The 20864-nt window shown below is 66.5% G+C and carries 20 protein-coding genes; 11 read left to right on the forward strand and 9 right to left on the reverse strand.

Going from position 1 to position 20864, the window contains the following annotated elements; genetic code table 11:
- Positions 1-62: 62 nt before the first annotated feature.
- The 3 genes from RMR04_RS31365 to htpX form a co-directional block, all read right to left on the reverse strand.
- Positions 63-1676, reverse strand: coding sequence for a heparinase II/III family protein (locus tag RMR04_RS31365; RefSeq protein WP_311912384.1), 1614 nt, complete (start codon positions 1674-1676; stop codon positions 63-65).
- 296 nt (positions 1677-1972) lie between these two features.
- Positions 1973-3352 (reverse strand): RsmB/NOP family class I SAM-dependent RNA methyltransferase, encoded by a 1380-nt coding sequence (locus RMR04_RS31370; protein WP_311912385.1) that lies wholly within the window; start codon positions 3350-3352, stop codon positions 1973-1975.
- Position 3353: 1 nt separating this feature from the next.
- On the reverse strand, positions 3354-4286 hold the full coding sequence (htpX, locus tag RMR04_RS31375) for a zinc metalloprotease HtpX (protein WP_311912386.1): 933 nt from the start codon (positions 4284-4286) through the stop codon (positions 3354-3356).
- A 127-nt stretch (positions 4287-4413) separates the two neighbouring features.
- On the opposite strand from htpX, the gene RMR04_RS31380 reads away from it, so the two are divergent.
- Both RMR04_RS31380 and RMR04_RS31385 read left to right on the forward strand, forming a co-directional pair.
- Positions 4414-4644 carry a DUF1674 domain-containing protein gene (locus RMR04_RS31380; RefSeq protein WP_311912387.1) on the forward strand — a complete coding sequence of 77 codons (231 nt, stop codon included), beginning with the start codon at positions 4414-4416 and terminating at the stop codon, positions 4642-4644.
- 90 nt (positions 4645-4734) lie between these two features.
- Complete coding sequence (locus RMR04_RS31385) at positions 4735-6039, forward strand: class I SAM-dependent methyltransferase (RefSeq protein ID WP_311912388.1); 1305 nt, start codon at positions 4735-4737, stop codon at positions 6037-6039.
- Positions 6040-6102: 63 nt separating this feature from the next.
- On the opposite strand, the gene RMR04_RS31390 is transcribed toward RMR04_RS31385, so the two are convergent.
- On the reverse strand, positions 6103-6420 hold the full coding sequence (locus RMR04_RS31390; protein WP_092172385.1) for a DUF2853 family protein: 318 nt from the start codon (positions 6418-6420) through the stop codon (positions 6103-6105).
- 251 nt (positions 6421-6671) lie between these two features.
- On the opposite strand from RMR04_RS31390, the gene RMR04_RS31395 reads away from it, so the two are divergent.
- Positions 6672-7619, forward strand: a complete 948-nt coding sequence (locus RMR04_RS31395) for a 2-hydroxyacid dehydrogenase (RefSeq protein WP_311912389.1) — start codon at positions 6672-6674, stop codon at positions 7617-7619.
- Between the two features lie 115 nt (positions 7620-7734).
- Here the strand turns inward: RMR04_RS31395 and RMR04_RS31400 are convergent, their stop codons facing one another.
- The 3 genes from RMR04_RS31400 to RMR04_RS31410 all read right to left on the reverse strand — a co-directional run bounded on the left by RMR04_RS31400 (position 7735) and on the right by RMR04_RS31410 (position 10814).
- Complete coding sequence (locus RMR04_RS31400) at positions 7735-8220, reverse strand: L,D-transpeptidase (RefSeq protein WP_311916003.1); 486 nt, start codon at positions 8218-8220, stop codon at positions 7735-7737.
- Positions 8221-8553: 333 nt separating this feature from the next.
- Complete coding sequence (locus tag RMR04_RS31405; protein ID WP_311912390.1) at positions 8554-9738, reverse strand: PLP-dependent aminotransferase family protein; 1185 nt, start codon at positions 9736-9738, stop codon at positions 8554-8556.
- Complete coding sequence (locus RMR04_RS31410) at positions 9738-10814, reverse strand: tryptophan 2,3-dioxygenase family protein (protein ID WP_311912391.1); 1077 nt, start codon at positions 10812-10814, stop codon at positions 9738-9740. The genes RMR04_RS31405 and RMR04_RS31410 overlap by 1 nt, the downstream gene beginning before the upstream one ends.
- Before the next feature lie 284 nt (positions 10815-11098).
- Here RMR04_RS31410 and RMR04_RS31415 point away from each other — a divergent pair, with 284 nt between their 5' ends.
- Positions 11099-11764 carry a DUF1684 domain-containing protein gene (locus RMR04_RS31415; RefSeq protein WP_311912392.1) on the forward strand — a complete coding sequence of 222 codons (666 nt, stop codon included), beginning with the start codon at positions 11099-11101 and terminating at the stop codon, positions 11762-11764.
- Between the two features lie 419 nt (positions 11765-12183).
- Positions 12184-13533, forward strand: a complete 1350-nt coding sequence (locus tag RMR04_RS31420) for a hypothetical protein (RefSeq protein WP_311912393.1) — start codon at positions 12184-12186, stop codon at positions 13531-13533.
- A gap of 77 nt (positions 13534-13610) precedes the next feature.
- Here RMR04_RS31420 and RMR04_RS31425 read toward each other — a convergent pair whose 3' ends face one another.
- Positions 13611-14333: a fused DSP-PTPase phosphatase/NAD kinase-like protein gene (locus RMR04_RS31425; protein ID WP_311912395.1), complete on the reverse strand. Its 723-nt coding sequence runs from the start codon at positions 14331-14333 to the stop codon at positions 13611-13613.
- 272 nt (positions 14334-14605) lie between these two features.
- On the opposite strand from RMR04_RS31425, the gene RMR04_RS31430 reads away from it, so the two are divergent.
- Positions 14606-15295, forward strand: coding sequence for a pentapeptide repeat-containing protein (locus RMR04_RS31430; RefSeq protein ID WP_311912396.1), 690 nt, complete (start codon positions 14606-14608; stop codon positions 15293-15295).
- A gap of 88 nt (positions 15296-15383) precedes the next feature.
- A complete protein-coding gene (ppa, locus tag RMR04_RS31435) occupies positions 15384-15923 on the forward strand; it encodes an inorganic diphosphatase (protein WP_311912397.1) in 540 nt (179 codons plus the stop codon).
- A 107-nt stretch (positions 15924-16030) separates the two neighbouring features.
- On the opposite strand, the gene RMR04_RS31440 is transcribed toward ppa, so the two are convergent.
- Positions 16031-16906, reverse strand: coding sequence for an HpcH/HpaI aldolase/citrate lyase family protein (locus tag RMR04_RS31440; RefSeq protein WP_311912398.1), 876 nt, complete (start codon positions 16904-16906; stop codon positions 16031-16033).
- A gap of 163 nt (positions 16907-17069) precedes the next feature.
- Here RMR04_RS31440 and RMR04_RS31445 point away from each other — a divergent pair, with 163 nt between their 5' ends.
- The 4 genes from RMR04_RS31445 to sdhC all read left to right on the forward strand — a co-directional run bounded on the left by RMR04_RS31445 (position 17070) and on the right by sdhC (position 20855).
- Positions 17070-17819 (forward strand): DUF429 domain-containing protein, encoded by a 750-nt coding sequence (locus RMR04_RS31445; protein WP_311912399.1) that lies wholly within the window; start codon positions 17070-17072, stop codon positions 17817-17819.
- 9 nt (positions 17820-17828) lie between these two features.
- Positions 17829-18782 (forward strand): threonine/serine dehydratase, encoded by a 954-nt coding sequence (locus RMR04_RS31450; RefSeq protein WP_311912401.1) that lies wholly within the window; start codon positions 17829-17831, stop codon positions 18780-18782.
- A gap of 381 nt (positions 18783-19163) precedes the next feature.
- A complete protein-coding gene (locus tag RMR04_RS31455) occupies positions 19164-20225 on the forward strand; it encodes a MaoC family dehydratase (RefSeq protein WP_311912402.1) in 1062 nt (353 codons plus the stop codon).
- A 198-nt stretch (positions 20226-20423) separates the two neighbouring features.
- A complete protein-coding gene (sdhC, locus tag RMR04_RS31460; protein ID WP_410492177.1) occupies positions 20424-20855 on the forward strand; it encodes a succinate dehydrogenase, cytochrome b556 subunit in 432 nt (143 codons plus the stop codon).
- Positions 20856-20864 lie beyond the last annotated feature (9 nt).

The following is a 20864-nucleotide window of genomic DNA, read 5'->3' on the forward strand; positions in this document are numbered from 1 at the left end:
AAACTGTTGCGCGCGAGCTATCATGCTGCAGCGCGCAAAGCAAAGTTCGCTGCTGTGAAGGCTCAGGCCTCGGCCGGCGGGTCGAGCGGCAATTCGACCGGAGCCGGCTCGCTGCGGGCGCGCGCGCTGCGCGGCGGGGCGGCGCTGACGCGGCTGAAGCGCCAGATGATCTGCGGCGTCGCCACGGCATCGAAATCGATGCAGAGTTGTTCGGTGCGGCGCCCGCCATCGGCCGAGGCGAGGAAGATGCTCTCCTCGATCGTCACGCGCAGGCCGCCGGCATCGAAGGCCCAGACCTCGCCGGAGGGCAGCGCCAGCAGCGCGCCCTCACCCTCGCGGATCAGGCTCGGCTTGACGCCGGGGTGGAGATGGAAGCGCACTACGGCCGGCAGCGTGTCGCGCTCGGCGGACAAAGCGATCTCGTCCTCGCCGGTGAGTGAGGCGCCGTCCTTGGCGAGCATCAACCGGCGCGTATGCACGGCGCCCAGGCTGCGGCGATAACCGTCATGGCTTGCAACCCATTCCGGGCCGGCTGCTGTGTCCTGGCGCGCGACCCGCACATCCTGCGGACCGGCGATGATCCGCCGTTCGCCGAGCACCAAGCCGAAGGTCGCGCTGGAGCGCTCATCGAGCGTGAGAGTCGAATGCGCCGCGGTGCTGCGCATGGCGAGGCGCAATTCCGGCGGGCCGAAGCGGCTCGTGCCGCAATTCACGATGATGCGCTGACCGGCGCTGGAGAACTCGAAGGCGAGACAGCCGGCATGCGCCTCGATCGACTGCGCGCCGCGTGGCGCCGCGCCGGCATCGACCACGACGATGCTGCGGTCTCCCGACAGCCGGCTGTAGCCGGAATAGGCCGCCTGCTCGATCGGCCGGGCGCGGGCGTCGTCATAGGCGGCAAGCGTCGCCATCAGATCGGGCGGCGTCGTGCCCATGCCGTTGAACAAGGCAAGTGCGCCGTCACCATGCCGGAATAGCCGCAGATGCGGCATCATCCGCTCGATCGCCATCAGCACGCCGCGCGGCGGCTCCAGCCCGCGCGCCGCGAAGGTCTCGCGCAGCGGCAGGAGATCGAGCAGAAGCTCGATCAATTGCCGGGGATTGCGGCTGAGATGGCCGCCATCGGGCAGGATCTGGTGGTCGAGTTCGTCGGAGAGCGCCAGATCATAGCGCCGGCGGCGCGCATCCTGCCCATCCAGGCAGATCGTGGCGAAGGAGACCGCGGTCAGGCATTGCAGCCTGGCCACCCCGTCGACCGCGCCGGCCAGCGCCAAAGTCAGCCGGTCGGTCAGGCGCGAGATATGGCGCAGGAAGCGCTCATAGAAGGCGTGGTCGGCGCCTTCGAGCAGCAGCGGCGAATGCGACAGGAAGGAGATCAATCGCCTCGCCGCGACATGGGGGCGGCGCGAGACCTCGTTGCGGTCGCGCTTCCTGGCAATGAAATCCTCGACCAAGGCGCGCGCATTGGCGCGTGCGATCGCGGTGTCGGCGGAGCGCATATGGCGCAGCCAGCCGAAGCCGTGCAGCGCCTCGGCCCAGGCATCGCTCGGCGGGGCGCTGTCGAAGGGCGATTCGCCATGGGTGCGCAAGGTGCGGCCGGCGAAGGCGTAATAGCCGGAATAGATGTCGCCTGCCGTCGTCGGGTCGGCGGTGCGCAGATCATGCGGCGCAAACAAAAGCCGCGTCGCGGGGGCTCTGCCGAACGGCCAAGCCTTGCGCGCCGCGCCGACGAGGTGGCCACGGGTCCGCCGCGCCGCCCGTCCGATCGCAGCCCGGGCAAGTCCTCGTCGCTCAGACCAGCCGCTCAATGCCCACGCACGCCCCGTACCCGCGCATGGCGTCCCACCATGCGAATCCCGGTTTCGTCATAGAGCATGATGCCGAAAAGGGGAAACCGGTCTTCGGCCGGCATCATGCTCTAAGCTTTTGATAAAAAGCGGATTCAGGCATCAAATAGAATTGCTTGGCGTTTCTATTTGATGTCATCCGGCTCTCGCCTGATCAGGCGGCATGCGTAAAATCCCGCCCATCCCGACAGACGTGGACCGTCATGTTTCAACTGGTGCGGCAGGGTCCGCAGATCGCCGTGGCGGTCGATCGCGCCGTCCACACCGCCGATCTCGTCGGCTGTGATGGGTGAGCGCTTGAAATCCGGATTCTCCGCCAGGAAAATCTCGATCTGCTGTTCGCCCTCCTGCGGCTCGAGCGAGCAGGTGCAGTAGATCAGGCGTCCGCCGGGCTTGGTCAGGCGCGCGGCGGCTTCCAGCAGGCGCGCCTGCAATGCGGCGAGCTTGTCGCGGTCTTCCGGCGTCTTGGTCCAGGCGACGTCGGGATGGCGGCGGATCGTGCCGGTGGCGCTGCAGGGTGCATCGAGCAGGACGGCGTCGAAAGGCTCCGCCTGCCAGAGTGCTGCGTCCTTGGTGACGATCTCGGCCGAGAGCCCGAGCCGCTCCAGATTGGCCCTGAGGCGGCGCAGGCGTGGCCCCGAACGATCGACGGCGGTGACATGGGCGCCGGCCGCGGCGAGCTGGGCGGTCTTGCCGCCAGGTGCGGCGCAGAGATCGGCGATGCGCTCGCCGGGCTTGGGCGCCAGCAGGCGAACCGGCAGGGCGGCCGCGGCGTCCTGCACCCACCAGGCGCCTTCATCGAAGCCGGGCAGGCCGGTGATGCTCTGGCGTTCGCGCAGGCGGACCGAGCCGGTCGGCAGCAGGAGTCCATCGAGCTTCCCGGCCCAGCCGGCCGCGTCGTCCTTGACGCTGATGTCGAGCGGCGGTTCGTCGCGATGGCTGGCGGCGATGGCGGCGGCGGTCTCTTCGCCATAGCTCTCGATCCAGCTCTCGGCGAGCCATTCCGGCGTGTCGAGGAAAGGGTCGAGCGCCTCGCTGAGGATGGCGTCGCGCTCGCGGGCGAGCCGGCGCAGCAGAGCATTGCCGAGCGAGACATAGCGCGAGGAGCGCGCATCCTCATGGAGATGGCGGATGGCGAGATCGACGGCGGCATGGTCGGGCACGTCGAGGAAGAGGATTTGGGCTGCCGCTGCGACGAGGATCGGCTCGAAGGGGCCGGAATTGCGCGGGCTGCCGCGTTCGAGCCTGGCATTGATCGCATGCTGGATCGTGCCGAGGCGGCGGAAGGCGGTGATCGCGATGGCGCGCGCCAGCGCGGCGTCGGCAGCATCGAGCCCGAATGTCGGCGCGAGCCGCTCATAGGTCTCGTCCAGCGCCAGCCGGGCTTTTAGCACCTCGTCGATCAGCGTCGCGGCGAGGCGGCGCGCCGGCAGGCCCGGCACGGGCTCGCCTGTCTGCGCCGTGGTCTCGTTCAGTTCCGGGCTCAGATCTGCTTGCTTGACCATGTCAGCCCCAGGGACCGGGTGTGCGGTCGCTGTTCCAGGGGCTCTGGCTGGCCTGGCTGGTGAAGCCACTGGTGGCGCCGACGCCCATTGTGCCGAGGCCTTTGGCGCGGGCCTGCTCCATCAGAGCGGCAATGCGATTGCCGGTGTCGGGGTGGGTCGAAAAGAGGGAATCCATGCCGCGTCCGCTCAGGGGATTGATGATGAACATGTGCGCCGTAGCAGGCTTCGCCTCCGCCGTCTCGTTGGGAATATGCGCGACGCCGCCCGCGATCTTGGCCAGAGCGTCCGCCAGCCAGGTCGGATTACCGGCGATTTCGCCGCCGAGCCGGTCGGCCTCGTATTCGCGCGAGCGCGAGATCGCCATCTGGATCACCATGGCGGCAAGCGGTGCGAGCACTGAAATCAGGATCTGGACGAGCAAGCCTGGGCGGTTCTCGCGCGAGCCGAAGAACATGCCGAGGGTGGTGAGCGAGGAGATCGCGCCGGCCATGGTCGCGGTGATCGTCATGGTCAGCGTGTCGTGATTCTTGATGTGGGCGAGCTCATGCGCCATCACGCCGGCCAGCTCCTCATAGCTCAGCGCGCGCAGGATCCCGGTCGTCGCGGCGACGGCGGCGTTTTGCGGATTGCGGCCGGTGGCGAAGGCGTTGGGCTGGTCTTCCTGGATCAGATAGACGCGCGGCATCGGCATGTCGGCGCGGGCGGCGAGGTCGCGGACCATGCCATAGAGCTCGGGCGCACTCGCCTCATCGACCTCCTGCGCATTATGGGCGGCGAGCGCCAGCCTGTCGGAATTCCAGTAGCTGAAGAGATTGGTCGCAGCCGCGACGGCGAGCGCCACCAGCATGCCGCCCGGGCCGCCCAGCAGATAGCCGACCACGGCGAAGAGCGCGGTGAGGCCAGCCATCAGCATGAAGGTGCGGACGTAGTTCATCATGGCTCCCTTGCGGATCATGCGGGCCAGAGGCGCGGCGCCCCTCCCGCGATGCGGATTTCCGCCTTATGTGGTGAAGTGGATGCCGATCCTGCAAGAGTTGATGCCGTAAGAGATGATGCCGCCAATGACCGAAAAGCCCGTCGACCAGCTCCCCGCCGCTGCGCAGGAAGCCGCGCCAGCCAAGCCGCTTTCGCCGGCGGCGCAGCGCGCCCTTACTGAGGCTGAGGCGCGGCGCGCCGCGATCGACGCCCATGCGGCCGAAGTCGCGGGGGACAAGGAGATCAATGGCCGCGGCGGCCTGGAGCCGGCGCGCTACAATGATTGGGAGGTGAAGGGGATCGCGAGCGATTTCTGAGGCAACGCCGGACAGCGTCCTCATGACGCATGGTTGCCAATTCGCGCCGCTGCGGCCAAAGACGAAGTCCATATGTCACGGATTTCTCGGATGAACAGCGACGACAAGCGCCTCGCCGCGTTGCGGCGGCTTTTGACCGAGGCGCATCAGAAACTCGGGCTCAAGCTCGGCTTCCGGCTCTGGGATGGCTCGCATGTGCCGGCCGACTGGCCGCAGAGCGGGCTGGGAATCGGTATCCGCGACCCTGGCGTCGTCGCCGCTCTGCTGCGCAAGCCCAAGCTCGACACGCTGCTGAACCTCCACGTCACTGACCGGATTTCGCTGCTCAACGGCTCGATCTTCGATCTCGCCGCTGCTCGCCCAGAGGGCAAGGTCGGCAGGCTGGCGCGCGGCATTTCGAAGGCGGCCGCCTTCGACGTCGTCCGCCGCTTCCTGTTTGCGCCGGGTGAAGCGCCGAGCGCCGTGGCCCATATCAAGGGCGATGAGATCGCCCGCGATGGCGCGCCCGCCACCAACAAGGCCAATATCGCCTATCACTACGACGTCTCGAATGCCTTCTACCGGCTCTTCCTCGATGAGGAGATGGTCTACACCTGCGCCTATTTCACGGAGGATCATGGCGATCTCGACCGCGCCCAGCGCGACAAGCTCGACATGATCTGCCGCAAGCTGCGGCTGAAACCCGGCGACCGCCTGCTCGATATCGGCTGCGGCTGGGGCGCGCTGATCTGCCATGCCGCGCAGCATTACGGTGTCGAGGCGCATGGCGTGACGCTGGCCGAGGAGCAATTGGCCCTGGCGCGCGAGAAGGTGGCGCGGCTCGGCCTCGAGGGGAAGGTCACGCTCCATCTCAAGGATTTCACAGAGATGGAGGGCGAGTTCGACAAGATCTCGTCGATCGGTATGTTCGAGCATGTCGGCATCGCCAACCACCCGGCCTATTTCAAGGCGGTGAACCGGCTCCTGCGCCCGCGCGGCTTGTATCTGCACCACACCATCTCGCGCCGCGCCAAGAAGACCGAGAAGGCCTTCAACAAGATGCCGGCGGAATACCGCGCTCTGGTGCGCTACATCTTCCCCGGCGGTGAGCTCGACCATCTCGGCATGTCGATCGCCAATCTCGAGCGTAACGGCTTCGAGGTGCATGATGTCGAGGGCTGGCGCGAGCACTACCAGCGCACGACGCGGCTCTGGTGGGAACGGCTGGAGGCCCGCAAGGCCGAGGCCGAGGCCGAGATCGGTCCTGAGCGCACCCGGATGTGGCTGCTTTATCTCGCCGGCTGCTCGCTGGCATTCGAGCGCGGCGGCGCGCTGGTCAACCAGACGCTGGTCTCCAAACGCCGCAAGGGCGCCTCGGGACTGCCGTTGACGCGTGAGGATCTGTATAGGCAGTAGGTCGTGGGCAATAGGCAGTCAGGTCTCACGACCGCCGACTGCCCAGTTCCGACTGCCGTCGTTTTACTTCTTCACGAAGAGATCCAGCTTTCCGTAATGCTCGGCCAGCAGATAGTAGAAGGTCAGGCGCGACTTGGTCTTGTCGGCCTTCATGTGCTCGCATGTCGCCTTGATCGAGGCATCGAGATCGGCGGTCTTCAGGCCGAGCTTCTTCTTCAGGAAATTCTCGCGAACGCGATCCAGCTCGGCTGGGTCGGAGCAGGCGACGTAGCGCGTGTCGGGCTTGCCCATGACGAGGGCGTAGGATTTCGACATTCCGGCAAAGGCCGCCTCATTGAGCGGCTTCTTGGCGAATTTCTTGACGTCAGCGAGATGATCCATCTGTAGCCCCTTGTGAGCCCGGCGCTTGCGCGCTTGGCGTGTCTGATGTCGAGCAAGCAAACGTTAACGCGCTTTTTTGTCGCAGGCGAGGGGCGAAAAAGCCGGGATTCGGCTTTTTCAATGTTGCGCCGCAACAATCGGACACATCCTGTTCTGCGCGAGCGATATGTCGGCTCCCGCTCCAGGACGGGTTGAGAAGCGGCGCAGGGAATGCTGCGATGCAATGCGAGTGAACTGGAGACGGAAGACCGATGAAACCGACGATCCTGATGGCGCCGCGCATGCCCGCGCGCCTCGTCGAGCGCTTGCAGGAGCGTTATGTGCTGCTGGGCCCGATGGAGCATTCCACGCCCGACGCCTTGCCGGAGGGCGCCGAGGCCGCGCAGGCGCTGCTCACCATGGGATCGCTGACCACCGACGCCACGCTGATCGATGCGCTGCCGAAGCTCGGACTGATCTCCTGTTACGGCACCGGCATCGAGGGCGTGGACCGGGCCTGTGCGAAGGCGCGCGGCATCAAGCTGAGCAACGCCGCCGACGCCAATGCGACGAGCGTCGCCGAATTCGCCATGGGCCTGCTGCTGGCCTCCGCTCGCCGGATCGGCGCCGCAGAGCGTTTCGTGCGGGCCGGGCGCTGGCAGGGCAATTCGGTCCAGCGCATGGCCAATGTGCCGGGTTTGGCCGGGCGCAAGCTCGGGATCTATGGGCTGGGAGCCATCGGCGCCCGCGTCGCCAGCCGCGCGGCCGCCTTCGACATGACGATCGGCTATCACAACCGCTCGCAGCGGCGCGAGCTGCCCTATCTCTATCACGACAGCCTGCTTGGGCTCGCAAGCTGGGCCGATGTCCTGATCGTTGCGGTGCGCGCCAGCATCGAGACCCGCCACGCCATCAATGCGCAGGTGCTGCGCGCGCTTGGGCCGGAGGGCCATCTCATCAACATCTCGCGCGGTATCGCGGTCGATGAGGAGGCTCTGTGCGAGGCCCTGGAGACCAATCTGATCGCGGGTGCGGCGCTGGATGTCTATGAGCACGAGCCGCAGGTGCCCGACCGGCTCAAGGTGCTCGAGAACGTCGTGCTGACGCCGCATATCGCCGCCAATGCGGAATCGGCGCAGATCGCCCAGCAGGATCTGCTGCTTGGCAATCTGGAGGCCTATTTCGCGGGCAAGCCGCTGCTCTCGCCGGTCGTGCTGTAAGGCGTTTTAGAGCATCGCGCGAAAAAGTGGGTACCGGTTTTTCGCAAGAGCGATGCTCTTGCCTTTGGAAACGATCACGTCGCATTCGGACGGAGCCGTCCGAATGCGACGTGATCTACGGCAGGACGACGACGGGCGTGCCCATGCGGACGCGCTGGTAGAGATCGACGACATCCTCGTTATGCATGCGAAAGCAGCCATAGGAGGCGAAGGTGCCGATCGTCTTGGGCATGTTGGTGCCGTGGATTGCATATTCGCCGCCCGGCCCGAGCCCGATGACGCGCGCGCCCATCGGGTTGCGTGGCGAGCCGCCGGGGATGACGTCGGGCAGGCGCGGATTGTCGTGCTTGACCGAGGCGGGCGGGCTCCAGGCCGGATCGACCTGCAATTCCTCGACATATTTGACGCCGCGCCATTGCTTGCCGGCCTTGCCGACGGCGATCTGGTAGCGGATCGCGGTGCCCGGCGCGTTGACGAAATAGAGCCGGCGCTCGGCCGTGTGGATCACGATCGTGCCGGGCAGATAGCGCGCATCGGGCGCCTCGACGAGCTCGCGCGCCAGCGCGGACCGGCTGGCGAAGGCGATGAAGAGCAGCGACATCGCCGCCGCAAAGAGCAGGCCGATCGGAGTATGGCGTCTGGTCACGATTGAACCTCCCGCAATCCAGGTTGCGGCAGATCTCGCGCGGTGCCGGTGAATCAGCGGTTGAGCGATATGGTGAAGCCTGGATTCAGGATGAATCGCGGGTGAATTGCCTGGATCCCGCGACTTGCAAGCCGACTGGAATCTCAGCCCTCATCCTGAGGAGCCGCGAAGCGGCGTCTCGAAGGATGCTCCAGATATCTCCGGAGCCTCCTGGAGCATCCTTCGAGACGCCATTCCCAGCGGAATGGCTCCTCAGGATGAGGGCTCATGGTAGTCCTGGGCAGTCTTTCAGCTCCGCAGCACCTTCATCCGCTCCAGCGCGGCGTCGATGTCGCTTTCCGACAGCGCCAGGCCGAAGCCGAAACGCAGCACGTCGCCTCGGTGGTCGGTGGCGATGCCGAGCTTCGCCAATGCGGCCTCAAATGCGCCGGCGGCTGGCGTCCTGAAGGCCAGGAAATTGCCGTGACCGGCGGGGTCATGCAGCGGCGTGATGATCGCGTCGCGGGCGAGCCCGGGGAGGTCCAGCGCATCGAGCCCGGCGAGGAAGCGCTGCATCAGGGCAATCGCATGCTCGTGGATGCGCTGGGCGTCGAGAGCCTCTCCTTCCATCCAGTCGAGCACGGCGCGCATGCGGTAGAGGCCAGACGGGTCGAAGGTCGCGCCGAGGAAGCGCCCGCCGTCAGTGGGGTAGCCGACGGTGCTGCCGGCCGGCGCTGCGAGCGCTCCGAAAGCTGCGAACCAGCCGGTGTCGCGTGGGCGCGGACCGAAGCCCGGCGGGCAGTGCATGAAGCAGCTGCCCTCGCCGGCCATGGCGTATTTGTAGCCGCCGGCGATGTAGAAGGCGCGCTCAGTGATGGCGGAGAGCTCTGTCGGCAGCGCGAGATAGCCATGATAGCCGTCGATGGCGATGAATGTCTCGGGTGAAGGCACGGCACCGACGAGGGCTGCGAGATCGCCGCTGGTCGCGCCGGAATTGAACAGCACCTGGCTGAGATAGATCAGGTCGTGCCCGCCGGCTGCGATCGCCGTCTTGAGCCGCTCATGCAGGCTCGCCAGGGGCTCGGCCGGGATGTCGTCCAGCACGATCAGCCCCTCTTCGGCCAGCCGCGATAGCTGCCGCCGCGCGGTGTGGAACTCCGCTCCGGTGGTCAATATGCGGGGCAGCCCGTCCTCCGGCAGGCAGGAGAGCAGGCGGCACAGGAATTCATGCGTGTTGGGCGCAAAGGCGATCGTCGCCGGATCGGGCAAAGCAAGATGCCGGGCGATGCCGGCCTGGACTGCCGGAATGACCTCGCCGAAGACGACATCCCATTTATCGCCGGCACGCTGTGCCGCATCCAGCCACGCCATCCCCTGCGCCGCGAAGGTGACGTCAGGCCAGTCATGATGGCTGTGCGCGGCGAGGTTGATGCGTTCAGGAGCGGCGCCGCGAAAGCGCGAGAAGTGGCGCGTCCAGTTCCCGGTTCCTGCCATCAGGCCGCCCCGTAGCTGAAGCCCATGCGCTGCCGCAAGGCGTCGGGCAGGGCCGGCAGGTCGCGCGGGCCGAGCAGATAGGTCGAGAGGTGGAAGAGATCGATGAAGATGCGGTGCTTCTCCGCCGTCGCCTTGAGATAGCCGGAGCCCGACGAGCCGCCGGTGCCGGGCCTGACGCCGATCATGCGCTCGACCATCAAAGCATGGCGCAGGCGCCAGAGCGTCAGGCTCTCGTCGATGTCCATCAGCGCCTGCAGCAGCCGGAAGGGCAGTTGCAGCACCGGCATGTCGCGATAGAGCGAGATGAACAGGGCCGCTTCGATGGCGCGGGCCGACATCCGCCAGGTCGACGTCGTGGCGTCGGGCTCGAACAGGGCCCGGAAGCGCGCGAGAGCCTGCTCGATCGCGGCCGCGTCGGCCTGCCGCTGCGGCTCGGGCAAAGCAGGGTCTGCGCTGATGCTGCTGGCGTCGCGCTGCAACGCGGCGATCACCGCGGCCCGGTAGCTCTCGCGAAAGCTGTAGTCGCCCAGCGCCACGAAGGGCGTGCGCGCCAGCCAGGCGTCGAGCTGGGAGAGCAGCGAGGGATTTGTGTCCGCGCTCAGCTTGTCGCGGTCTTCCGGCGCGAGCCGCTCGCGCATGCTCTGCTCGTCGATGCGGATGCGGGCGTCGTCATGCAAGCCGAGCCGCGCCTCGATTAATCGAAACTGCACCGACTGGAAGCCCGAGGCCGGCGTCAGCAGGTCGCGGAATTCGAGGAAGCCCGCCGGCGTCATCGTCTCCAGCACGTCGAGCTGCCCGACCAGCAGCTTCAGGATCTCGTGGATACGGCTGAGCCCGGCATTGATGCGGCCGAGATGCTCGTCGGCGACCGTGCGCGCCGCGAAATCGGCCTGGATCCGGTCGAGCTCGTGCAGGATCTGCCGAAACCAGAGCTCATAGGCCTGGTGGACGATGATGAAGAGCATCTCGTCATGAGCCGGCACGCCGGTCTTCAGGCTTTCCGGCTCCTGGCAGGAGAGCAGCCGGTCGACCTGGAGATAGCTGCCATAGGACAGTCTGCGGGGCGTTTCCGACATGATCTCAGTCCCGATTCCAGAGCTCCATTATTTTAAGCTTAAAATAATGGAGCTGCGCGATCAAGGCGGACTCGACGGCGCAATCGCGTCCGCCTCGCGGATTCGTGACAGCCGTCATCGGGCTGCGTCATGGGGCCGAGCGCGACCCCATCCTGCCCGCTGACAGGTTCTGGCAGCGCCGGGGATTAAACCTCGCGCAAGGCTGTCTCATGGAACGGGCGCGCCGTGTCGGCGTTGCCTGCTGGAGACGCGAAGCCCGCGAGGATTTGCCGGGAGGATTTGTGATGACTGCACGCGCCATGGCTTTGTCCGCTCCCGCTCCTTCCGTGGCTGATTTCACGCGCTTCAGCACGCTGCAGGATTGGCGGCGGCAGATCGCCGATCTCTATGCGGCGATACGGACGCTGCCGCCGCAGACCGGCTGGCGGCAGTGGCGGGCGGTGCGCGACAGGCTGTTTCGCGAGCATCCGCAATCGCCCCTGACGGCGAAGGGCCGTGCCGAATTCACCGGCATCGCCTGCTTTCCCTACGATCCGGCCCTGCGTTTCGAGGTTGGCCTCGTGCCTGCCGTCGATGGCGAGACGATTCCGGTCGAGGCCGGCAAGGATGGGGCGATGGGGCTCGTTCCCTATGCGCTGACCGACGGTTTGGCGGGGCCGCTCGGCCGGGAGCTGACGCTGTATTGGATTGCGGGCTATGGCGGCGGCACCTTCCTGCCCTTTGGCGATGCGAGCAATGGCTGCGACACATTTACTGGCGGTCGCTATCTGCTCGACACGATCAAGAGCGCCGATCTTGGCGCGATGCCGGACGGCCGGCTGATCCTCGATTTCAATTTCGCCTACTACCCGTCCTGCGCCTATTCGGAAGCCTGGGTCTGTCCGCTCTCTCCGCGCGAGAACCGCCTTGCCGTGCCGATTCGCGGGGGCGAGCGCGATCGTATCGATTGAATCGGTCTTGAAAGCCGGGTGCGGATCAGGCCTCCGACGTCGGCACAGGAGGGGCGGCAAGTTGGGCCGCCGCGTTTCCGGAGCGTTGTGACGCTAGGGAAGAGTTTGCCAAATTTCGCTCTGGAATCTGCGTTTTCTGGAGCTTTTCCAAATAGAATTGGGCAATTTTCCCTTACCAAGCGTCAAATTTCGCCATTTTTTGGCCACGGACTTGACGGAGAGCGCTGTTCTCTCCGAGGCGTGCTCCGTGGTCATTCGCCCGCATAAGAATTCGTTAACCATGAAGGCGCACCGTGTCTCGGGCAGAGCTGTGTTCCGTGATCAGAACTCCTGATCCGTTGGCAGCTGCGTCCTCTCGTCGTGACCTCCGGGAAGCCAGCGGCGATGACCTGTCCGATATCCCGAGCATGGACGTGGATATGGCCGCGCATCTGATCCTCGAGCGGACGGCGTTCCCGGTCGGCGTCGCGCCGTCGGCGCCGGTTACGCCTGCCGAGGAGATCGCGGCCGAAGGCTCGGCGGCCTCCCGGGCCGGATTGGCCTCGGGGCTGATGCTGGCCCTGCGCTTTGTCCAGGCGCGCTTTCTCTCCGTCTGGGGCCTGCTTGCGGCTGCGGCCTTGTGCCCGGCGCAGGTTTTCGCCGATTTCGCAATGTTTTCGGCGCTCGCCAATTTCATCTCGATCGCGACGCTGCTGCGTTTCGAGGCGGTGTTCTTCCAGAGCAGCGACCAGGACAGGCTGGCGCGGGCGTTCCGGCTGGCGCTTGCGGCAGGGGTAGCCTTCCTCACTGTGGCCGCGCTGGCCATCACTGTTGCGGGCGCGGCCGGCTGGGTGGTCGCGACTTACGGGGCCTTGTTCCTGGTGTCGCTTGCCGGGCGGGCGGTGATCCGGCTGGTCTCTTCGGAGGCGACGGCGGAAGGGGATTTCGCCGCGATCGGCAACAGCAATGTCGTTCAGGCGCTGGTCCAGCCCGGCATGATGGTTCTGCTGATCTGGCCGCTGGGCGCGACCTCGGTCGCGCTGTTTGCTGCAGACGCGATCGGCCATGTCGTCTCGGCCTGCTATCTGGTCTGGCGCCGGCGCGCGGCGCTGGCGGGTCTGGTGCGGCGCGAAGCCTGGTCGCGGCTTGAACTGAGGGCATCGGCGAGCCGCTGGCGCACCGCGCCGCGTTTCCTCTTGCCCTCGGCGCTGCTGTCCTTCGGCTTCATGGTAGCGCCGCTGCTCGCCTTGCCCTATGCGAGCAACCCGCTGCTGGCGGCCCATGTCGCGCTGGCGATGCGCCTGCTCGAGGTGCCGACCCAGATGTTCTCCGCGGTCTCGGTGCCGCTCGTGCTGTCGAGCCTGCGCGCGCGCACTGCCGAGAGCCGGCAATCCTGGGTCCGTTTCGTGACGCTTGGCCTGATGGTCGCGGCGGCGGCGCTGTTTGCCGCCATCGCTCTCGTCGCCATCGGCGCCGATGCGGTGTTGCTGGACGGCACGCAATGGGAAGGCGTCGGCGAGACCGTCGCGATCATGGCGCTGTTCTATGGCGGCATCGCGCTGGTCACGCCCTTGCACGAGATCGCTTCGCTCTCGCGCTATCCGCGCCGCCAAGTCCTCACCAACGCGGTCGCGCTCCTGACCGCGGGGCTCGTCATGGCCTGGTTCGGTACTTTGTCGCTGGCGCTGCTCGGCGCGATCGGCCTGGTCTCGCTGGCGCGGATGCTGGCGCATGTCCAGTTTGCCTGGACGCGCTTCGGCGTGGACGGGTTTGCCGTCGCGCGGGGATGAGCGATTCCAAGAGTCGAGAGCGTTGCTCCTAGCGAAAAAGCGGGTACCCGCTTTTTCGCGCAGTACTCTAGCCCCGGCTATTCCCGCCGGATCAGCCTGTCGGCGATCAGCGAGGACAGGAAGCCCGGCTTGAAGTCGCGCTCCAGCCGCTCGGGGTCATAGTCTTTCGCGACCCAGTCGAGGAAGGGCATAGCCTTGGCGTGGCCCTCGCGGCGATAGGCCTCGAAGAAGGCGTCGAGAATCCCGGTCTTGGCGAAGCGGAAATGGCCGTAGCGCAGCGAGAGCTGCTTCATGGCCTCGTCGAGCGGCCGTTCCTCATGGATCAGCAGGTAGAGTGCCGCGAAGAAGCCGGCACGGTCGGCGCCGGACTTGCAGTGCACCAGCGCCGGTTCCTGCAGCGAGGCGAAGAAGGCCTTGGCGCCCAGGATGGTTTCGCGTTCGGGCGCGCCGCGCGAGCGCAGGACGAAGTCGACGAGGGCGATGCCGTGGCGCTCGCAGGCCTCGCGCTGCAACGGCCAGGAGCCGTGCTCGCGCCCGCCGCGCAGATTGACGATGGTCTTGACGCCTTCGCGGGCGAATTTCGCGATCTGGCCCGGCGCGGGCTGGGCCGCGCGCCAGAGCTGTGGCGTGACGCGATGGGCATTGAGATAGGCGAGCCGGAAGATGCCGTGATCGACCAGCAGCATATTGGCCCAGGCGCGCAGGCGGTCGGCCTTGCCGCCGATCGGCCGGTCCCAGCGCGCGATGCGAGCCATGCGGCGCGCATAACGGTCCTCGTCGGGGCGCAGGCGGTTCAGCAAGGACGGGTCTCGCGGGAGCTGGTTTGATCCAAGGTCATAACGCGCCCGATACCAGTGCCGGGCGCGCGGTGCAAATTTGCGGATCCGCAGCGACATGCGGCTCGGCTGCGGATCGCGGATCGCGGTGCGCGGGCCTTGGGCATATGGGGCGATTCGGCGACTGTATCAGCCCGAATAGGATATTCAGGCTGATACAGTCGCGCTTTGATCTTGCATCGGCCTGTTCCGAAAACCGGTTCCCACTTTTCGAACCGATGCTCTAGGGATGGGGCATGGACACACCCTCGCCCACACGATCGATCGCCGAGGTGGCGCTGACCCGCCCGGCCGTCCAGGCGCTGGCGACGGAAGGGCCGGCGCTGCTCGTCGGCTGCGATATCGAGGGCGTCGATCTCGCTGGTCTCGGGCTGGCTGGCTGGGTTTTTGAGCGCTGCCTGCTGCGCCGGACCAGCTTCAAGGGTGCGCGCCTCGACGGCTCGCGCTGGTCGGGCTGTCGGGGGGCTTTCGCCGATTTCAGCGGGAGCACCCTGACCGAAGCGGTCTTGCAGGCGAGCGACTTCAACAATGCGAGCTTTCGGCGCTCGCTGCTGGCCTCCGCGGCTTTCCGAGGTTGCAAGCTGACGGGCGCAGATGTGTCCGAGGCCAAGACATTGGGGGCCAGCTTCGAGGAGACGCTGCTGGTTGCCGCGAAGCTGCCGGGTTTTTCCTTCCGGAAGATGCGGCTGCAGCGGCTCGATCTCGGCCAGGCCGATCTCAGGAAAGCCGATTTTCGCGAAGCGGTGCTGGAGGATTGCAGCCTGCGCGACGCCAACCTGACCGGCGCCCGTTTTGAGGGGGCCGATTTGCGCGGCGCGGATCTCGGCGGCTTGCGGCTCGGCGATGCCGCGTTGTTCCGGGGCGCGACGATTTCACGGCAGCAGGCCGGGCAGATGTTGGCCGAACTCGGCCTCAAGGTGAGCTGAGCCGGACCCGGCTTTTAATCTCAGCTTGGACTTTTGCGGCCAAACACGCATAAGACCCGCCAGTTTCCATCTCCACAGGTCAAGACTTATGCGCCTCGACGCGATCTCCATCGGCAAGAACCCTCCCGACGAAGTCAATGTCGTCATCGAAGTGGCCATCGGCGGGGAGCCGATCAAATACGAGATGGACAAGGAGGCCGGCACGCTCTTCGTCGACCGTTTCCTCTATACGCCGATGCGCTATCCCGGGAATTACGGCTTCATTCCGCATACGCTGTCCGAGGATGGCGACCCTTGCGACGTGCTGGTCGCCAACACCCGCCCGCTGATCCCCGGCTCCTATATCGCCGTGCGGCCGATCGGCGTGATGATGATGGAGGACGAGGGCGGCGGCGACGAGAAGATCATCGCCGTGCCGGTGCCCAAGCTGACCAAGCGCTACGAGAACGTGCACAACTATACCGATCTGCCGAAGATCACGCTCGACCAGATCCAGCACTTTTTCGAGCACTACAAGGATCTCGAGCCCGGCAAATGGGTGAAGCTCTCCGGCTGGGGCGACGCCGCCAAGGCCAAGCAGCTCATCCTCGAGGCGATGGATCGCGCCAAAGCGGCGAAGACGGGCTGACACGTCATTCTCGGGCTTGACCCGAGAATCTCGCGCAAGCTGAGGCTCCTGCTGGCCTCATCGTCCGGAGATGGTCGGGTCAAGCCCGACCATGACGAGTGTTTCCGTCAGACTCCGATCGACTCACCCAGCGCCACCACGCGCTTGGCCATCTCGGCATGCAGTCGCTCGACCATGCGGCCGTCGAGTTGGATCGCGCCCTTGTCGGCGTTCTCCGGCTGGTCGAAGGCGGCGATGATCGCCCTCGCCCGCGAGAGTTCGAGGTCGTCGGGCGCGAAGACCGCGTTGGCGGTCGCGACCTGGCCGGGATGGATCAGCGTCTTGCCGTCGAAGCCGAGATCGCGGCCCTGCTCGCATTCCGCTGTGAAGCCGGCCTCGTCCTTGAGGTCGTTATAGACGCCGTCGACGATGTCGATGCCATAGGCGCGGGCAGCCAGGATCGCCGTCGTCAGCCAGGGCAGCATCGGCGCGCGGCCGGGCACGAAGCGGGCGCGCGTTTCCTTGGCGAGGTCGTTGGTGCCCATCACGAAACAGGCCAGCCGCGTCCGGCGGTCCTGCACCGCGCGCGCAATGCGCTCGGCGTCGAGGACGGCGAGCGGCGTCTCGATCATCGCCCAGATTCGGATCTCGGGGGCGGCCCAAAGGCCGTCGAGCAAGGTGCCTATCTGCTGCAGGGTTTCGGGCGAGGAGACCTTCGGGATCAGGATGGCGTCGGGCTTGGCCTCTGCGGCGGCGGCAAGATCGGCGGCAAACCAGGGCGTGTCGAGGCCGTTGGTGCGGATCACGAGCTCGCGCCGGCCAAAGCCGCCGGCCTTCACGGCGGCGCAGACCTGGGCGCGAGCCATCTCCTTGGCGTCGGGCGCGACGGCGTCTTCGAGGTCGAGGATCAAGGCGTCGGCGGCGATCTCGCGGGCCTTTTCGAGCGCGCGGGCGTTTGAGCCGGGCATGTAGAGGACGCTGCGGCGTGGGCGGATTGTGGTCATGGCAATCTCTCAAATCTAACGCGGGACTCACGCGAAAGGCCGGTTATCGCTGTTTCGCATCCAGCTCGGGCGGCATCGCTGCCACTCTTCGCTGCACTGCACACTAGACGCGACGCACTTGCAACGTCAGTTCTGCAAAAGGCGGATGCGGGAGGGCGCAGGGATGGCGTGGATCGCGGGGGTGGATGGCTGCAAGGCGGGCTGGATCGCGGCGCTCATCGACACTGCCGCCCAAGAGCCCCCCTCGCTGCGCGTGATTCCGAAACTGGCCGATCTGCTTGCCAGCGAACACCCGCCAGCGATCCTGGCCGTGGACATGCCGATCGGGCTGCCGGACCGGGTTTCCGGCGTGGGGCGTGGGCCTGAGCGCCTCGTCAGGCCGCTGCTGGGCGAGCGGCAATCCTCGGTGTTCTCGATTCCGGCGCGGTCTGCCGTCTATTGCGTGGATTATCGCGAGGCCTGCCGGTTGGCGCTCGAAACCTCCGAGCCGCCGCGAAAGGTCTCCAAGCAGGGCTTCCATCTGTTTCCGCGGATCCGCGAGATCGACACCCTGCTCAGGACGGAGCCCGCGCTGCGGGAGCGCCTGTTCGAGGTCCATCCCGAACTCGCCTTCCGCACCATGCGCGGCGCGCCGCTGACGCAGCCCAAGAAGATCAAGGGCGTGATCAATCCCCTCGGCATGGCCGAGCGCCGGGCGCTTTTGATCGCGGCGGGGCTGCCGGCTGAGATCGTCGAGGCCCGCCCGCCGAAAGGCGCTGGCGCCGATGACGCCCTCGATGCGCTTGCCGCCCTGGTCGTCGCCCAGCACATCCTGGCCGGGCGTGGAGCGCCCTTTCCCGATCCGCCGGGACGCGATAGCCATGGGCTTCCCATCGCGATCTGGACCTTTGCGCCCGAGCGCCTGCCTTCATAGGATTCCGTCATGACCGATCGACCCGTGCCGCGCCCGATGATCGAGGCGGCTGCAGAACGCATTGCCGGCCATGCCCGCGTCACGCCGGTGATGCGGCTCGGGGCCGGCGCTTTCGGCTCGCCGGCGGCGATCTCGCTGAAGCTCGAATGCCTGCAGCATGCCGGCTCGTTCAAGACGCGCGGCGCCTTCAACAACCTGCTCTCGCTACCGGTGCCGGTTGCGGGTGTCGCTGCCGCCTCGGGCGGCAATCACGGGGCGGCGGTCGCCTATGCGGCGCGCGCGCGCGGCGTCAAGGCGACGATCTTCGTGCCCGAGATCTCGCCTGCGGCCAAGATCGAGGCGATCCGTCGCTTCGGTGCCGAAGTCGTCATCGGTGGGGCGCAATATGACGACGCGCAGGCAGCCTGCGATCGCTTCGTCGCGGAAACCGGCGCGCTCAAGATCCATCCCTTCGCGGCGAAGGAAACCATCGCCGGCCAGGGCACGCTCGGGCGCGAATGGCAGCTCCAGGAGCCCGATCTCGACACCGTGCTGGTCGCGGTCGGCGGCGGTGGTTTGATTTCGGGCATCGCCGCCTGGTTCGCTGGGAGCAAGGTCAAGGTCGTTGGTGTCGAGCCTGCCGGCTCGCGCGCCTTGCAGGCGGCGCTGGAGGCGAAGGGGCCGGTCGAGGTCAAAGTCGCCTCGGTTGCAGCCGATTCGCTCGGCGCGCGCAATGTCGGCCCTCTGGTCTATGAGGTCTGCAAGGATACGGTCGACCATGTCGCGCTGGTGCCCGACGAGGCGATCACCCAGGCGCAGGGCACGCTCTGGCGCGATTTCCGGCTGGCAGTGGAGCCCGGCGGCGCGGCCGCGCTGGGTGCGCTGCTCTGCGGGGCCTACAAGCCGGCGCCCGGCGAGCGGCTCGGCGTGCTGGTCTGCGGGGCGAATGTCGATCTGGGCAAGCTTGGTGCGTTGGTGGGGTGAGATGTCGGCCCCTGGACCAGTGGTGCGGAAACCTTTGCCTTTGCGAGCGTTGCGGTAGCGGCGAAGGGCGCGGAAAACCCTTCTCCCCTCGCGGGAGAAGGTGGCTCGGCGAAGCCGAGACGGATGAGGGGGCGCTCGACGATTGCCGTTTTGCCTTGCGACGCCAGCCGGAAAGGGCACGGCGCCCCCTCATCCGGCGCTGCGCGCCACCTTCTCCCGCGAGGGGAGAAGGGAAGAAGGTCGCGCAGATCGCGAATGGCGAAACGGCCGCCTCCTCACCCTAAACTCTCCTGCCCGGACGGCTTGGGGCTGGACGCCTCGCCATATGGCGGCGCACATTCTTTCCGACTGAACGCGTGTGAGCCCAACGAGTGTGAGCTGATGTCAGAGCCCGTCGCGAAAACCAATCCTGGCCGCTTCTTCGAGGATTTCAACCTCGGCGAGACCATCGTGCATGCGACGCCGCGCACGGTCACAACAGGCGACGTCTCGCTCTACACCGCGCTTTATGGCCCGCGTTTCGCGGTGCAATCCTCCGACGCCTTCGCCAAGGCGCTGGGCTATCCCGCCGCTCCCATCGACGACCTGCTCGTCTTTCACATCGTCTTCGGCAAGACGGTGCCCGACATCTCGCTGAACGCGATCGCCAATCTCGGCTATGCCGATGGACGCTTCCTGAGGCCGGTCTTTCCCGGCGACACGCTCTCGACCACCTCGGAGGTGATCGGGCTGAAGCAGACCTCGGCCGGCGACAGCGGTATCGTCTATGTCCGCTCCATCGGACGCAATCAGCGGGCTGAAATCGTGCTGAGCTATGCGCGCTGGGTCCTGGTGCGCAAGCGCCAGCCGGGCACGCCGGCCCATGCCGAGCAGGTGCCGGACCTGCCCAAGGCCGTGCTGCCGGAGGAGCTCGGCCAGGGCTGCCCGGCGATCGAGCTCTCGGCCTATGACGACGCGCTGGCGGGCTCGTCCTTTCGCTGGGGGGCTTATGGCGCCGGTGAGCAGATCGACCATGTCGACGGCGTGACGGTGGAGGAGGCCGAGCACCAGATCGCGACCCGGCTCTACCAGAACACCGCGAAGGTGCATTTCGACGCCTATGGCGCGCGCGAGACCCGCTTCGGCAAGCGCCTGATCTATGGCGGCCATGTCATCAGCCTGGCGCGGGCCCTGTCCTTCAACGGCCTGGGCAACGCCTTCCACATCGCCGCGATCAATGGCGGGCGCCATGTCTCGCCGCTCTTCGCCGGCGACACCGTCTTCGCCTGGAGCCAGGTGCTGGAAGCCGCCGAATTGCCCGGTCGTAGCGATGTCGGCGCGCTGCGGCTGCGCCTGATCGCGACGAAAAACCGGCCCTGCGGCGAATTTCCGCTCAGGCATGGCGACCAATATGATGACGGCGTCATCCTCGACTTCGATTATTGGGCTCTGCTGCCGCGCTGAGGCTTGGGTCCATTGGGCTTGGGTCCGTGCAGGCTTTACGGCTCCACAGAATGAGAGCTAGGAGAGTTGCAGCGCGTCGCGCCGAACAAAAAGTTACAGATTTCGATTTCTGTAACTTCGTATCCCGCATGCCGCATTGCAGCGCGGGACCGGTTTCGTTACAGAGCCAATCACTCTAGAACGATCCCAAATGGATAAATGCCCGCTGATGGGCGGCAGAGTCGGAGAGTGATTTTGGCCGAGGTCAAACAGGCGGCGCGCCCGCTTTCGCCGCATCTGCAGATTTACCGCTGGTCCTGGACCATGGCGATGTCGGTCGTCCATCGCGGCACCGGCTGCGCGCTTTATGCCGGCACCGTGCTGATCGCCGCCTGGCTCGTGGCCGCCGCCTCTGGTCCTGCCGCCTTCGAGACCGCCCAGGCGATCGCCGGTTCGATCCTCGGGCGGCTGGTGCTGTTCGGCTATTCCTTCGCGCTGCTGCACCACATGGTCGGGGGCCTCAGGCATTTCGTCTGGGACATGGGCTATGGCTATGAGCCGGAAACCCGGATGAACCTGGCGAAGTACAGCGTCGTCGTCTCAGGCGGGCTCACTCTGCTCGTCTGGATCCTCGCCTACGCTTTGCGCTGAGGAGCATCA

This window comes from Bosea sp. 685 (genome assembly GCF_031884435.1).
Classification (GTDB): domain Bacteria; phylum Pseudomonadota; class Alphaproteobacteria; order Rhizobiales; family Beijerinckiaceae; genus Allobosea.

Coding starts and splice junctions, on each gene's coding strand:
- RMR04_RS31370 (WP_311912385.1), bottom strand. CDS start 3,352: ATGGTCAAGCAAGCAGATCTGAGCCCGGAACTGAACGAGACCACGGCG.
- htpX (WP_311912386.1), bottom strand. CDS start 4,286: ATGAACTACGTCCGCACCTTCATGCTGATGGCTGGCCTCACCGCGCTC.
- RMR04_RS31380 (WP_311912387.1), top strand. CDS start 4,414: ATGACCGAAAAGCCCGTCGACCAGCTCCCCGCCGCTGCGCAGGAAGCC.
- RMR04_RS31385 (WP_311912388.1), top strand. CDS start 4,735: ATGAACAGCGACGACAAGCGCCTCGCCGCGTTGCGGCGGCTTTTGACC.
- RMR04_RS31390 (WP_092172385.1), bottom strand. CDS start 6,420: ATGGATCATCTCGCTGACGTCAAGAAATTCGCCAAGAAGCCGCTCAAT.
- RMR04_RS31395 (WP_311912389.1), top strand. CDS start 6,672: ATGAAACCGACGATCCTGATGGCGCCGCGCATGCCCGCGCGCCTCGTC.
- RMR04_RS31400 (WP_311916003.1), bottom strand. CDS start 8,220: ATGTCGCTGCTCTTCATCGCCTTCGCCAGCCGGTCCGCGCTGGCGCGC.
- RMR04_RS31405 (WP_311912390.1), bottom strand. CDS start 9,738: ATGGCAGGAACCGGGAACTGGACGCGCCACTTCTCGCGCTTTCGCGGC.
- RMR04_RS31410 (WP_311912391.1), bottom strand. CDS start 10,814: ATGTCGGAAACGCCCCGCAGACTGTCCTATGGCAGCTATCTCCAGGTC.
- RMR04_RS31415 (WP_311912392.1), top strand. CDS start 11,099: ATGACTGCACGCGCCATGGCTTTGTCCGCTCCCGCTCCTTCCGTGGCT.
- RMR04_RS31420 (WP_311912393.1), top strand. CDS start 12,184: ATGGCCGCGCATCTGATCCTCGAGCGGACGGCGTTCCCGGTCGGCGTC.
- RMR04_RS31430 (WP_311912396.1), top strand. CDS start 14,606: ATGGACACACCCTCGCCCACACGATCGATCGCCGAGGTGGCGCTGACC.
- ppa (WP_311912397.1), top strand. CDS start 15,384: ATGCGCCTCGACGCGATCTCCATCGGCAAGAACCCTCCCGACGAAGTC.
- RMR04_RS31440 (WP_311912398.1), bottom strand. CDS start 16,906: ATGACCACAATCCGCCCACGCCGCAGCGTCCTCTACATGCCCGGCTCA.
- RMR04_RS31445 (WP_311912399.1), top strand. CDS start 17,070: ATGGCGTGGATCGCGGGGGTGGATGGCTGCAAGGCGGGCTGGATCGCG.
- RMR04_RS31450 (WP_311912401.1), top strand. CDS start 17,829: ATGACCGATCGACCCGTGCCGCGCCCGATGATCGAGGCGGCTGCAGAA.
- RMR04_RS31455 (WP_311912402.1), top strand. CDS start 19,164: ATGTCAGAGCCCGTCGCGAAAACCAATCCTGGCCGCTTCTTCGAGGAT.
- sdhC (WP_410492177.1), top strand. CDS start 20,424: ATGCCCGCTGATGGGCGGCAGAGTCGGAGAGTGATTTTGGCCGAGGTC.